Here is a 14794-nt window from a genome sequence, read left to right as displayed (position 1 = left end):
TTTTAAAATATTTTTTCAAAATGTATTTTTGTAAGATTAAGATTCAAAAAATGCTAAGATAGCTAGACAAAATCAAATAAAAAAACCGAAGCATTTTTTGCTTCGGTTTTTTTATTAAAATCCCTAAGATGCTTAGCAACTTAGAAGCTTAGAATCTTTATAATAATCCCGCTCTTTTCAACAATGCTTCAGGTTTTGGTTCTTGACCTCTGAAACGTTTGTATAAAGTCATTGGGTGTTCTGTTCCTCCTTTAGAAAGTACGTTGTCTTTGAATTTTTTAGCGATTTCTTCATTGAAAATGCCATTTTCATGGAAATATTCAAAAGCATCAGCATCTAAAACTTCAGCCCATTTGTAGCTGTAATATCCAGAAGAATATCCGCCTTGGAAAATATGTGAAAAAGCTGTGCTCATCGCATTTTCTTTTACGTCCGGATACAGTTGTGTGTTAGCAAATTGTTCCGTTTCGAAAGTTTTAAGATCTGTAATGTTAGTTGGATCTTGTCCGTGCCAAGCCATATCTAACAATCCGAAACTTAATTGACGTAATGTTGCCAAACCTTCCTGGAAACTTGCACTTTCTTTGATTTTCTGAACATACTCAATCGGAATAATTTCTCCCGTTTCGTAGTGATTCGCAAATAAAGCCAAAGCTTCTGGTTCGTAACACCAATTCTCCATAATCTGACTTGGAAGTTCTACGAAATCCCAATAAACAGAAGTTCCAGATAAACTTGGATAAACCGTGTCAGCCAACATTCCGTGTAATCCGTGACCGAATTCGTGGAATAAAGTTGTTACTTCATTAAAAGTCAATAACGAAGGTTTTGTTTCGGTTGGTTTTGTAAAGTTACAAACGTTTGAAATATGTGGTCTTTCGTTTACGCCATCTTTTACATATTGCGATTTGAAAGAAGTCATCCAAGCGCCGTTTCTTTTTCCTTTTCTCGGGAAGAAATCAGCGTAGAAGATCGAAACTAAATCATTTTTAGCATCACGAACTTCATAAGTTGTTACTTCTTCGTGATATTTATCGATATCAAAAACTTCGGTAAACGTTAAACCGTAAAGTTTTTTAGCAACAGTAAAAGCACCGTCTAAAACTTTTTCTAATTGGAAATAAGGTTTTAGTTTTTCATCATCTAAATTAAAAAGCTGTTGTTTTAATTTTTCAGAATAATAAGCGCCGTCCCATTTTTCTAGTTGTTCTATTCCGTCTAGTTCTTTAGCGAAAGCGGTTAATTCAGCAAACTCTTTTTGAGCGGCAGGTTTTGCTTTTGCTAATAAATCATTCAGGAAAGAAAATACTTTTTCTGGACTTTCAGCCATTCTTTCTTCCAAAACAAAATGAGCGTGCGTTTTATAACCTAATAAATTGGCTCTATCGTGACGAAGTTTTGCAATCTTTAGAACATTTTCCTGATTGTCAAATTCGTTGTTTTGAAAACCTTTTGCTCCAAAAGCAATTGCCATTTTTTTACGCAATTCGCGATTATCAGCATAAGTCAAAAACGGAACGTAGCTTGGATGATCTAAAGTGAAAATCCAACCTTCTTTTTCTTGATTTTTGGCTAATAATCTAGCTGCTTCGATTGTGCCTTCTGGCAAACCTGACAAATCTTTTTCATCCGTTAAATGCAATTCGAAGTTGTTGGTTTCTGCCAAAACATTTTCGCCAAATTGTAAACTCAATTTCGATAATTCTTTGTCAATTTCTCTTAACTGATTTTTCTTCTCTTCTGGCAAATTTGCTCCGTTTCTAGAAAAGCTTTTGTATTTTTTATCTAATAAAGTCGTTTGTTCCGGGTTGAGGTTCAAACTTTCTTTTTGATTATAAACGGCTTTTACGCGCGCAAACAATTCCGCATTCAAACGAATGTCATTTCCGAATTCTGAAAGCCAAGGCGAAACTTCCTGAGCAATTTTCTGCATTTCGTCATTCGTTTCAGCCGAATTTAAATTGAAGAAAACACTAGAAAGACGATCTAAAATATCGCCAGAAAAATCCATTGCTACAATTGTGTTTTCAAAAGTCGGCGCGTCTGGATTATTTACAATCGCATCAATTTCAGCTTTAGCCAAAGCAATTCCTTCTTGAAAAGCAGGAACGTAATCTTCGATTTTAATTTGCGAAAAAGGCGCGGTGTTATGTTTGGTATTGAAATATTGTGTTAATACGCTCATTTTTTTAGTTTTCAGTCTCAGTCTCGGTTTTCAGTATGAATCGAGAATCGAGAATTATTTTTAAGTATTCAGTCGCAGTCGCAGTCTCGGTTTTCGGTCTCAATAGAAACTGAAAACTGAGACTGCGACTGAAAACTTATTTTAAACTTTCAGCCGCTTTATTAACCGCAGCTTTCAATTCTTCTTTATAAGCAATAATCGTATCCAAAACTTTTTTGTCATGGCTTCCGATGATTTGTGCTGCTAAAATCCCAGCGTTTTTTGCTCCGTTTAAAGCTACTGTTGCAACAGGAACTCCGCCCGGCATTTGTAGAATAGATAAAACAGAATCCCAACCATCAATTGAGTTGCTTGATTTTACTGGAACTCCAATTACAGGAAGCGGAGACATTGAAGCCACCATTCCTGGTAAATGCGCTGCACCGCCAGCTCCAGCAATAATTACCGAAATTCCGCGATTGTGTGCATTTTTGCTAAAATCGAATAATTTCTCTGGCGTTCTGTGCGCCGAAACAATATCTACTTCAACTTCAACATTGAATTGTTTTAATATGTCGATTGCATCCTGCATAACTGGCATGTCTGAGATGCTTCCCATTATAATAGCTACTTTGCTCATGTTTTTATTTTTGTTTCAAGTTTTAAGTTTCAGGTTTCAAGTTGTTACTGAGACTTAAAAATATATTTAGTTGTTAACTGTAAACTGTGACTGCGACTGAAAACTAGCTTAAGCGCTAATCACTCGAATAGTATTCTTAACTTCCTCAGCAATTCTTCTAGCTTCTGCCATATTTTCATTTACGATAGTAACGTGACCCATTTTTCTGAAAGGACGGGTTTGTTTTTTACCGTAAATATGTGGCGTAACACCATTCCATCCTAAAATAGTTTCAATGTTTTCATAAACAACGTTTCCAGAATAACCTTCGGCACCGACTAAATTTACCATAATTCCGGCAACTTTGCTATCAGTGTTTCCTAACGGAAGATCTAAAATAGCGCGCAAATGATTTTCGAATTGTGAAGTATAACTCGCTTCAATAGAATAATGACCAGAGTTGTGCGGACGTGGAGCCACTTCGTTTACCAAAATCTCGTCGTCTTTCGTCTGGAACATTTCAACTGCCAGAAGTCCAACATGATTGAAGTTTTTAGAAACTTCCAAAGCAATTGCTCTGGCTTTTTCTGCAACTTTATCATCGATTCTTGCTGGGCAGATTACGTATTCCACTTGGTTGGCTTCTGGATGAAATTCCATTTCGACAACCGGATAGGTTTTAATTTCTCCAGATGGATTTCTTACCACAATTACAGCCAATTCGTTTTTAAACGGAACCATAGTTTCTGCAATACATTCCACATTTGGGAGCGTATCTAAATCTGAAACTTGGCGAACTATTTTTACGCCATTTCCATCGTAACCAAATTCAGTGCATTTCCAAACAAAAGGCATCTCGACTTCGCTCGATGTGACAGCTGATTTTAGATTTTCTAAATTTTCGAATCTTTTATACGGTGCAGTTGGAATGTTATTTGCAGCGTAAAAATCTTTTTGAACACCTTTATTCTGAATTCCTTTTAAGGTTTTTGGAGATGGATATACTTTTAAACCTTCGTTTTCTAATTGCGTCAAAGCTTCAAGGTTTACCAATTCGATTTCGAAAGTTAAAACATCGACTTGTTTCCCGAAGTTGTAAACCGTATCATAATCCATTAAATCGCCTTGAAAGAATTTGTTGCAGGCAATTTTACTAGGCGCTTCGTCGCTTGGATCTAGAACGTAAGTTTGTATATCAAATTTTCTAGTGTCAAACAAAAGCATTTTGCCTAATTGTCCGCCACCTAATATTCCTAATTTAAAATCAGAAGAAAAATAATTCATTTTGTGTTGTGTTTTTGCAAAGATACTTTTTAATCTTTTTTCAGCCAAAATTCATTGCGTACTAGTTTTTTGCCACGAATTACACGAATTGCTCGAATTTTTTATTGTCAATTATAATTAGTGAAAATTAGTGTAATTCGTGGCAACTCAAAAACTATTTTATTTTCTTCAAAACTTCTTTTGCGACGGCTTTGTACGCGGCTGAATGATCCCCGAAATCTTTATCGATTATTACTTTTAATTCGGGGTGAATCCAATCGTAATGATTTCCTAAGACATATAATGTTCTGATAGAATAGGCTTTTGTGGCGACTTTTACATCATTAATTAACCAATCAAAACTTGCTTCGATACAATCTTGAAGATTTTCTTCGGAGAGTTTAATGCAGTTTTCGTTTTTCTTATAATGCGATTTTACGAGAAGCTGTGTCACTTTTGCAATTGGGCGAAGCGAACTTTCATCTTTTAAAACTTTCAAATTCGAACAGAAAAAATCAAGATGGGGCTGTAGCCAAAGCAATTCTTCGTAAGAAACAAATTCTAAAATCCAACAGGCTTTATGATTGTTTTTGTCTGAAGGTGTAAAACAGATTGAAACTAATTCGCTAAAAAGCGATGGATTTTCTAGAACATCTTGTGCCGCTTTTAGACGGTTTTCCCTATATGCATTTACGTAATCTAGCTTTTTTTGCAATTCAGACGGCATTGTTTTGGAGTTTAGTACTTTGCTAAAATAAGTAATTTAATGAGATAATTCCGTAATAATTTATAGGTAATCCTGGATAATAAAATCTTGGTTGCGCATTTCCAACTCCTGTTGCATTGGTCAAAATCATCGAAGCATATTTTTCGTTGGTGACATTGTTGATTCCTGCGTCTAAATGTGCTTTTAAATTCGATAAAATTTGAAATTGATAACCTGTTTTTAAATTCAGTAAAGAGTAAGAATCTGAAAAATTGGCGTTTGAGTCGTTCATCGGAATTTTGTCTGTGAACTGAAAATCGGCTGAAAAATAAAATCCTGAATTGGTATTGAAATTAAAACCTGCGCTTGTCGTATTTGCAGGAACTCCAGTTAATTTATTTCCAGAATAATCATTTCCGTTATCTACAAATTCTTTGAATTCATAATTTCCGATAGAAGTTCCGACATAAGAATTCAAATTAAAAATTCTATTAATTGTCCAATTGTGTTTTAATGTAATTTCGATTCCTTCATGAAGCGTTTTTCCAGCATTTACACCTTCGTATTGATCGTCTCCAATTCTTTTGGCAACCAATAAATCTTTAATTTCCATTCGATAAACCGCAATTTCAGTATATAATTTTTTGCTAAAAAGATGCAGTTTGCTTCCCAATTCAAAATTATAACCCGTTTCTGGCTTTATGTTCTGATTGATATTTCCTGTGCTCGTTAAAGTTTCTTCGGTTGCAGGAAGAGAAAATCCTCGGCTTGCGGAAAAGTAGAAAGTTTGAATTTCATTCGGTTTGAATAAAAAAGAAAGTTGAGGTGAAAAAATACCATCATAACTATAATGTTCCGTCGGATTATTCGCGGCAGCGGGAAAATCATTCTGAAGTTCGAATTTGGTTTTGTTATAATTTAAACCAGCCTGAATCTCAAATCGGTCAGAAAGTAATGTTCTGATTTGCGAAAAAATATTGTAAAAATGTCTTTTCTGATTCGTTGCTGTTAGCTGATTTCCTTGTAAACTTCCGTTTCCGTTATTTTGGAGATATAGATTCTGAAAAGTATTTCCGCTATAATTATCTGCGAAATATTCGATTCCGCCAATAAAGTGATTGTTAATTTTCCCGATTTTAAAATCTCCCGAAAACTGTGTTCTTGCGCCCGAAGCAAAAGTATATTGACGCAAAATATCAAAAGGACGCGGTTCGTTGCTGTCTTTATAATTAATGAAAACCGAAGTTGAATTATTCAAATAATCATTAATTTTAAAATCATAAGCCAATCCACCCAAAGTCGATTTGTATTCCTTAAAACCTTGTGAAGCAACCCAAGTCGGCGCGCCTGCTTGTGGATTATTTTCGAAAGTTGTTTTGTTGATCGAACTCGGAATGTAAGCTTTCAAATAAGTGTAATTTGAGAAATAAGTCAGTTTGCTGTTTTTCTTTCTAAATAATTCCCCGCCAAGCGTAATTCCTTCGCGATTGTAAGCGCTGTTTTCGCGCCAACCGTCTGTTTTTAAATTATGATAAGTCAGATTTAAAGATGAACTTTTTTCATTCAAATCGAAACTTATTCTGTTTTTCAATAATCCGTAAGATCCAAAAATAGAACTGACTTCAGCTTGATAATTATCTTTTTTTAAAGTTTGAGGAGAAAGTAAAATTGCTCCACCCAAACCAGCGCCGTAAACACTCGAAAGCGGTCCTTTTATAATTTCAATTTGATTGATGTTTTGAAGATCAATATCGTCAATTACCGTTTCGCTGTTTCCAGAAGTAAGTGGAATGCTTCCATAAAAAGCTCGGATTTTATTGGTTCCGTATGGAGTTCTCGCGCCAATTCCGCGAATCGAAATTCGGGTTGTAGTAATATTAGACGATTGCATAAAAACGCTGGGAATCGTATTGATGACATTGCTGATGTCTGTGGTATTATTTCGAAGTAATTCTTTTTCGGATAAAATGCCAATCGAAGCGGGACTATTTTGCAAATCCCGATTAATGTGAAGTGGACTTATTAAAACTTCATTCAGTTTTTGCGTTTTAACCGAATCAATATTTTGGACTTCTTTTTGTTGCGAGATGATATTTTGAAAAATAAAAAGAGTAGAAAGAAGAAGAAAATATTTTTTAGAAATCATAAAATGAAATTAAGGGCGTAAATAATTTTAACACATAGAAACATAGCATTAATTGAGGCAAAAAAGGCGTTTCAAATTTAATAGTAACTTCTTTTTAAACAATCCCGATCCCGAAATTTCGGGACGGGACTACGTTTCTATGTGTTTAAATTTTCTTTTATAATTGATTCCAATCTAGGTTGGAATTTGGTCCCGAAGCCTCAGGATAGAAATTGGAATTTAAAACTTATTTATTCGCAGTAACCTTCCAAATCGTATTACTGCTGTCATCATTTACTAAAAGTGACCCGTCGTTCATTACTGTAACAGCAACTGGACGCCCATAAACTTCGGCTTTATTTTGATCAGAGATAAAACCAGTTAGAAAATCTTCTGGTTTTCCTGAAGGTTTTCCGTCTTTAAAAGGAACAAAAAGCACTTTATAACCCGAAATTTTAGAACGGTTCCAAGAACCATGCTGACCTACAAAAGCACCGTTTTTATATTTTGCTGGAAAAGCATCTTTTGTATAAAAAGCCAATCCCAAAGAAGCAGTGTGAGAGCCGACCGGAACATCAGGAACAATCGTTTTGTCAACTAAATCTTTTCTTTCACCTTTCATCCTTGGATCGGGAATACTTCCAAAATACGAATATGGCCATCCGTAGAAACCGTCTCTTTTTACACTTGTAATGTAATCGGGAACTAAATCATCTCCCAATTCATCGCGTTCATTTACGGCAGTCCACAATTCTTTGTTTGCAGGATTCCAATCCATTCCAACAGGATTTCTTAATCCCGAAGCGTAGATTTTTTCTCCAGTTCCATCAGGATTAATTTCTAAAATTGCAGCACGGCGAACTTCTTTATCCATTCCGTTTTCGCCATTATTACTTCCAGAACCTACAGAAACGTAAATTTTGCTTCCGTCTGGACTTTGCAATAAATTTCTTGTCCAGTGATTGTTGTAACCGCCCGCAGGAAGTTCAAGGATTTTTTCTCCTTTAGTTTCCAATTTCAGCGGATTGTTTTTATAAGGATAACGGTATAATCCGTCGGTATTGGCAATGTAGAAAAAGTCTTTTAGAACCAGCATTCCGAAGGGTTTGTTCAGTCCGGAAATAAAAACTTCTCTGGTTTCAAATTTTCCATCTTTATCTTTATCTCGTAAAACGGTAATTTGGTTTTTGCTCGTGCGAGTGCCACTTTCCACAACAAAAATATCTTGATTTGTCGCAATATAAGTCCAACGCGGATTTTCAAATCCGTCGGCAAATTTTGTTACAGTAAAACCTTCAGGAGCTTTCGGCGTTCTTCCGGCAGGCCAGCCAATCACTTTGCTGTTGTTGGTTTTAGATTCGGTTGCATAGGGCGGAGGAAGTGTAATGTCTCCAATGGCAGTTTTTACAACATTGCCCGGCTGTTTGGCCAAAGCTTCTTTTTCTTCTTTTTTTACTTGTCCATTGCAGGCAGTCATTAAGGCTAATAAGGGTATGGCAAATAGAGGTAGGGATTTTTTCATTGATTTTTTGGAGTTAAATAATTATATAACAACAATTTACGGAAATTTCAGACATCCTTAAAAAATAATTTGTAAACATTAACTGATATTTAACATTCCTAAAAAATATCTTGATACAGTTTATTTTGATAGAAGCTGTTAAGTTCTAATTCTTTATCTTTGTCCATTATTTTAAAAAGAAAAATAATGATACAACTTCACGATAAACAATTTGTTCCGTTTATTTCGGCTAAAGAAATTGATTTTGCTTTAACCAAATTAGTAGCTCAAGTAGAAGACGATTTTGGAGATGATACACCAATTTTTATTGGAGTTTTGAATGGCGCTTTTATGGTGGTATCAGATTTTCTGAAAAAATATAAAAAACCATGCGAGGTTTCGTTTATCAAAATGGCTTCGTATGAAGGAACAGAAAGTACAGATTCGGTTAAAGAATTAATCGGAATCAATCAAGATTTATCTGGAAGAACGGTTATAATAATTGAAGATATCATCGATACAGGAAATACGATCGAAGAATTGAAGCACTTGTTTAAAGCGCAAAATGTAAAGCATTTTAAAATTGCAACATTGTTCTTTAAACCAGAAGCGTATAAAAAAGACATTAAAATTGATTACGTCGGAATTCGTATTCCGAACAAATTTATTGTCGGTTACGGTTTAGACTATGACGGTTTAGGAAGAAACCTGACTGAAATTTACAAATTAGCAGAATAACAAAACACAACTATATATTCATTTAAAGACTTCTAAAAAAATAAGAAGTAACAACACTCATTTCAATTATGATTAACATCGTTTTATTTGGAAAGCCTGGTGCAGGAAAAGGAACTCAGGCAGAATTTTTAAAAGAAAAATACAATTTAACACACCTTTCAACAGGAGATATTTTTCGTTTCAATTTAAAAAATGATACTGAACTAGGAAAAAAAGCAAGAGTTTTTATGGACAATGGAGAATTAGTTCCATGCGAAGTAACAACTGCAATGTTAATTGATGAGGTAAAAAAACACCCAGATACAGCAGGATTTTTGTTCGACGGTTACCCAAGAACAATCAATCAAGCTGAAGCTTTAGATAAATTTTTACCAACAATCGGATCTAGCGTAACAGCAACAATCGCTTTAGAAGCAGATGACGAAATTTTGGTAGCGCGTTTATTAGAAAGAGGTAAAACAAGCGGAAGAGCTGATGATCAAGACGAAGAAAAAATTCGGGTGAGATATCAAGAATACAATGAGAAAACAGCTCCTCTTATTGGATATTATAAAGAACAAAACAAGTTTCATGCTGTAGACGGTATCGGAACTATTGAACAAATTACAGAACGATTAACGTCAGTTATAGATAATTTGTAGAAGCTTATTCCAGCTGTACGTTACAAGTCCTCGCTAAAAAAACTATTTTTCCAAACCATAAAACGAGCTTCCGTTGGTCGCTGTTTTCTGGCAGGAAAAATTAGTTTTTTTAGCTCCGGGCTTTTCACTTCCATCTGGGCTAAAAAATCAAGATTGCGAATTACTATTAACGAGACCATTTTATAACGAATCCACTATCAATTGGAAATACTAATTATATTTTTTCTAATTCTATTAAACGGAGTTTTCTCCATGTCTGAAATCGCTTTGATTTCGGCCCGTAAAAACAGGTTGGAAACAGCAGCGAAAAAAGGCAATAAAAGTGCTAAAACAGCACTCGATCTAGCCAATTCCCCAAATAAGTTTTTATCTACAGTACAAATCGGAATTACCTTAATCGGAATTTTGACGGGTATTTATTCTGGTGACAAAATCACTGCCGATGTAGAACTTTTTGTCGCAGGATTTGCAGCACTTAAACCTTACGCACATTCTATCGCGGTGGGAATTGTAGTTGTAGTTTTAACTTTTTTCTCATTGGTTTTAGGAGAGTTGCTTCCAAAACGAATCGGATTAAATTATCCAGAGGCAATTGCAAAAATGGTTGCAATGCCAATGAAAGTGATTTCGATTATTACGGCTCCTTTTATTTGGTTGCTAACTTCATCAACAGATTTTTTATTGAATGTTTTTCAAATAAAACCAACTGCTGACGGAAAAGTTACCGAAGAAGAAATCAAAGCCATTATTAAAGAAGGAACAGAAGTAGGAGAAGTTCAAGAAATTGAACAAGATATTGTGGAGCGTGTTTTCCATATCGGAGACAGAAAAGTAAATTCTTTAATGACGCACCGCAAGTCGGTTGACATGTTGCCATTAAAAGCAGATAGAGAAAAAATCAAAGAATTGGTTGTTCAAGATCTGCATGCGGTTTATCCTGTTTACAATGATAATTACGATGATATTGTTGGAGTGGTAACACTGAAAAATATCTTCGCACATATTGAAAAAGATAATTTTGATTTGAACTCAATATTGTCTGATGCGCCTTATTTGATGGAACAGACTACGGCCTATAAAGCTTTAGAAAATTTCAAAAAAACGGGTGTTCATTATGCTTTAGTTTCAGATGAATATGGTGTTTTTCAAGGTTTAATTACTTTGAACGATATTTTAGAAGCTTTAGTTGGAGATGCTGCAGAATTCTATAAAGACGAATTTCAACTTATAGAAAGAGAAGATGGTTCATGGTTGGTTGACGGACATTATTCGTTACACGATTTCTTAACGTATTTCGAATTGGACGAATTAACAAACGATTACGAAGTAAACACCGTAAGCGGAATGATTATGACTGAGCTTTCTCATATTCCAAAAGAAGGTGAAAAATTAGTTTGGCAGAAATTCGTTCTAGAAGTTGTCGACATGGACGGAGTTAAGATTGATAAAGTGCTTGTGAAAGCATTGAAAGAATAAAAAATAAAGTTTACAGTCACAGTTTACAGTCGCAGTTTGCACTGGAAATTTAGGCTGAGGTTGAATAAAAGATAAATTATAGTTTTCAGTTAAAGTTTTCGATCATATTTGGTGCTGAAAACTGAGACTGCGACTGAATACTTAGAAAAATGACAGAAGGAAATTTTGTAGATTACGTTAAGATATATGTTTCTTCCGGAAAAGGAGGAAAAGGTTCTACGCATTTACATAGAGAGAAATTTATTGAAAAAGGTGGTCCAGACGGTGGAGATGGTGGCCGTGGTGGACATGTGTATTTAGTTGGAAATAAAGGACTCTGGACATTATTTCACTTAAAGTTTGCGCGTCACATTAAAGCTGGACACGGTGGAGACGGTGGAGGAGACCGTAGTACAGGAGCAGATGGAGAAGATAAAATCATTGAAGTGCCATTAGGAACTGTTGTAAAAGACAAAGAAACTGGTGAAACACTTTTTGAAATTACAGAACACGGAGAAAAGCAAATTCTTGCAAGAGGAGGTAAAGGAGGTTTAGGAAACTGGCATTTTAGAAGTTCTACAAACCAAACGCCTCGTTATGCGCAACCAGGTTTGCTTGGTATAGAAATGGATGTGATTCTAGAACTTAAAGTTCTGGCTGATGTTGGATTGGTTGGTTTTCCGAATGCAGGAAAATCTACTTTATTATCTGTATTGACTTCAGCAAAACCAAAAATTGCAGATTATCCGTTTACAACTTTAAAACCAAATTTAGGAATTGTGGCTTACAGAGATTTCCAATCTTTCGTAATTGCTGATATTCCTGGAATTATTGAGGGCGCTGCAGAAGGTAAAGGTCTTGGACATTACTTTTTGCGTCATATCGAACGTAACTCAACTTTGTTGTTTTTAATTCCTGTTGATACGGCAGATATTAAAGCAGAATACGATATTTTGGTTAACGAATTAACGAAGTACAATCCAGAAATGTTGGATAAAGAACGTCTTGTTGTTATTTCAAAATGCGATATGCTGGATGATGAATTGAAAGCAGAATTGAAAGCAGAATTAGATGTTTCTTTCAAAGGTGTTCCTTATATGTTTATTTCATCTGTTGCGCAACAAGGTTTGACAGATTTAAAAGACAGACTTTGGAAAATGCTTAATGAATAAAATTCTGAGTTTTAGGTTCAAAGAAGAAAGCTTAAAATCTTAGCGACTTAGTATCTTGATAACTTTTTAAAAAGGTGTTCTATTTTTAGAACGCCTTTTTTTGTTTAAAAGAATGTTAAATTCGTAATAAACGGCTAAAAACCTACAGTCATATTTAATTTTAGAATCGTTTTAGATGGAATAATTGACAAAATGGCTTATATTCGCATCACTTAAACAAAATAACATGAAAAAAGTAATTTTATTCTTTACCATGTGCCTCGTGGCTTTCCCAATGAGAGCCGATGAAGGAATGTGGTTCCTGATGTTTATCGAAAGATTAAATCACAGGGATATGCAAAAAATGGGCTTGCAATTGACAGCCGAGGAAATTTACAGCATTAACAATCATAGTTTAAAAGATGCGATTGTACAGTTTAACGGAGGTTGTACTGCAGAAATCGTTTCAAACAGCGGTTTGGTTCTTACTAATCACCATTGTGGTTATAGTGCGATTGCAGAACTTTCGACTGCAGAACAAAATCATTTGAAAAATGGTTTTTGGGCAAAAAACCGTTCAGAAGAACTAAAACCAAAATCTTTATACGTTCGTTTCTTCGTTCGTATGGATGACGTTTCAAAAAGAATCTTGTCAAAAGTAAACGATACTATGACAGAAACGGAAAGAAACACTATCATTCAGCAAGAAATCGCTTTAATTGAAAAAGAAAATAGCGAAAACGGAAAATATACAGTTTCTGTTCGTCCTTTCTTTCAAGGAAATGAATACTACTATTTTGTTTACCAAGATTATACAGACGTTCGTTTAGTTGGAACTCCTCCTGAAAGCGTTGGTAAATTTGGTGGAGATACAGACAACTGGGAATGGCCTCGTCAAACGGGAGATTTCTCTATGTTTAGAGTTTATGCTGATAAAGATGGAAATCCAGCAGCTTATTCTAAAGATAATGTGCCATTGCAGCCAAAACACCATTTACCTGTAAGTTTAAAAGGGGTAAAAGAAAATGATTTTGCAATGATCTTAGGTTACCCAGGAAGAACAAATCGTTGGATGCCAGCTGGTGGAATTGAGCAAAATATTAAATATGCTTATCCTGCTTGGGTTGAAGGTGCAAAAACTGGAATGGACGTAATGAAAAAGTATATGGATCAAGACGCAACGGTTCGTTTAAATTACGCTTCTAAATATGCTTCAACTGCAAATTACTGGAAAAACCGTCAAGGTATGATCGATGCTTTAACAAAAGCTGGAACAGTTGATACTAAAGCAGAGCAAGAAGATAAATTCTATGAGTGGGCAAGTAAACCTGCAAACAAAGAAAAGTACGAGAATGTAATTCCGACTATCAACGATTATTACAGAGAAACAAACTTAAAAGCGCTTCACGATAATTATTTGACTCAGCTTTTACGTACTTCTAGTTATGCAACAGGACCAGCTAATTTAGGAAATGCATTAATTGCTTACTACAAAGAAAATGATGCTAAAAAAGCAGAAATGCTTCCTAAAATCAATGCAATGGTTGAAAGCATTTATGGTAATTTTTATGCTCCTTTAGAAAAAGATATTTTAGTTGCGCAATTGAATTTATACGCTTCTAAAGCTGCTGAGTACGGAATTGCTCCAGAAATTGCAAAAATGAAAACAGCTAATAATGGAGACTTTACTACAGATGTAGCAAAAGCAACAGAGATTAGTTATTTTACAAATAAAGAAAAAGTATTAGCATTTTTAGCTGATCCAAAACCATTAGCAATTGTACACGATCCGTTGTATATTATTTCTAATGATTTATTGACAAAATACCGTTCTAAAACAGATGATCAAGCAAAAGCTGATGACGGATTTGCAACTGCTTACCGTAAATTGGTAGAAGGTTTAAGAGAGTCTAAATTGAACGCAATTAAATATCCAGATGCAAACTCAACGTTGAGGTTAACTTACGGAAAAGTTCGCGCTTTACCTGCAGATCCTCGCAACGATGCTAAAATCAACAACTATACTACAATGGAAAGTATGGTTAAAAAATACAAAGCAGGAGATCAGGAATTTGACTTGCCAGCTCGTTTATTAGAATTAAACAAGAAAAAAGATTACGGACAATATGCTGACAAAGCAGGATACATGCCAGTAAACTTCTTAACTGACAACGATATTACAGGAGGAAACTCTGGTTCACCAGTTCTTAACGGAAAAGGAGAATTAATCGGAATCGCTTTTGACGGAAACATCGAAGCTATGGCTGGAGACGTAATTTTCGATTCTAAATTACAAAGAACTATTAACGTAGATATTCGTTATGTACTTTGGATTATCGACAAATACGCTGGTGCAAAAAACATCATTGACGAATTGACGATTACTAAATAATCTTAATTTCTTTATAAAATTAAGCCCGACAGTTTTAAG

At 34.9% G+C, this 14794-nt stretch carries 11 protein-coding genes; 5 read left to right on the top strand and 6 right to left on the bottom strand.

Going from position 1 to position 14794, the window contains the following annotated elements; all coding sequences use genetic code 11:
- Positions 1-157: 157 nt before the first annotated feature.
- From ACE01P_RS23725 to ACE01P_RS23700, 6 genes are all read right to left on the bottom strand, one after another.
- A complete protein-coding gene (locus tag ACE01P_RS23725; protein ID WP_379701537.1) occupies positions 158-2185 on the bottom strand; it encodes a M3 family metallopeptidase in 2028 nt (675 codons plus the stop codon).
- A 136-nt stretch (positions 2186-2321) separates the two neighbouring features.
- Positions 2322-2804 (bottom strand): 5-(carboxyamino)imidazole ribonucleotide mutase, encoded by a 483-nt coding sequence (gene purE / locus ACE01P_RS23720; protein WP_379701536.1) that lies wholly within the window; start codon positions 2802-2804, stop codon positions 2322-2324.
- A 108-nt stretch (positions 2805-2912) separates the two neighbouring features.
- On the bottom strand, positions 2913-4067 hold the full coding sequence (locus ACE01P_RS23715; protein WP_379701535.1) for a 5-(carboxyamino)imidazole ribonucleotide synthase: 1155 nt from the start codon (positions 4065-4067) through the stop codon (positions 2913-2915).
- A gap of 154 nt (positions 4068-4221) precedes the next feature.
- Positions 4222-4773 (bottom strand): hypothetical protein, encoded by a 552-nt coding sequence (locus ACE01P_RS23710; RefSeq protein ID WP_379701534.1) that lies wholly within the window; start codon positions 4771-4773, stop codon positions 4222-4224.
- A 22-nt stretch (positions 4774-4795) separates the two neighbouring features.
- Positions 4796-6898: a TonB-dependent receptor gene (locus tag ACE01P_RS23705; protein WP_379701533.1), complete on the bottom strand. Its 2103-nt coding sequence runs from the start codon at positions 6896-6898 to the stop codon at positions 4796-4798.
- A gap of 226 nt (positions 6899-7124) precedes the next feature.
- Positions 7125-8399, bottom strand: coding sequence for a PQQ-dependent sugar dehydrogenase (locus tag ACE01P_RS23700; RefSeq protein WP_379701532.1), 1275 nt, complete (start codon positions 8397-8399; stop codon positions 7125-7127).
- Positions 8400-8585: 186 nt separating this feature from the next.
- On the opposite strand from ACE01P_RS23700, the gene hpt reads away from it, so the two are divergent.
- The 5 genes from hpt (at position 8586) to ACE01P_RS23675 (ending at position 14755) form a co-directional block, all read left to right on the top strand.
- Positions 8586-9116 (top strand): hypoxanthine phosphoribosyltransferase, encoded by a 531-nt coding sequence (gene hpt, locus ACE01P_RS23695; protein ID WP_379701531.1) that lies wholly within the window; start codon positions 8586-8588, stop codon positions 9114-9116.
- A gap of 68 nt (positions 9117-9184) precedes the next feature.
- Positions 9185-9757 carry an adenylate kinase gene (locus tag ACE01P_RS23690; RefSeq protein WP_057114947.1) on the top strand — a complete coding sequence of 191 codons (573 nt, stop codon included), beginning with the start codon at positions 9185-9187 and terminating at the stop codon, positions 9755-9757.
- 201 nt (positions 9758-9958) lie between these two features.
- A complete protein-coding gene (locus ACE01P_RS23685; RefSeq protein ID WP_379701530.1) occupies positions 9959-11233 on the top strand; it encodes a hemolysin family protein in 1275 nt (424 codons plus the stop codon).
- Positions 11234-11382: 149 nt separating this feature from the next.
- The gene (obgE, locus tag ACE01P_RS23680; protein WP_379701529.1) at positions 11383-12384 is read left to right on the top strand and encodes a GTPase ObgE; all 1002 of its coding nucleotides are present in this window, start codon (positions 11383-11385) and stop codon (positions 12382-12384) included.
- 226 nt (positions 12385-12610) lie between these two features.
- Positions 12611-14755: a S46 family peptidase gene (locus ACE01P_RS23675; protein ID WP_379701528.1), complete on the top strand. Its 2145-nt coding sequence runs from the start codon at positions 12611-12613 to the stop codon at positions 14753-14755.
- Positions 14756-14794 lie beyond the last annotated feature (39 nt).

Source organism: Flavobacterium sp. HJSW_4 (assembly GCF_042436695.1).
Lineage (GTDB): Bacteria > Bacteroidota > Bacteroidia > Flavobacteriales > Flavobacteriaceae > Flavobacterium.
Note: the sequence above shows the minus strand (reverse complement) of the source record. Positions and strands in the feature narration are given on the sequence as shown.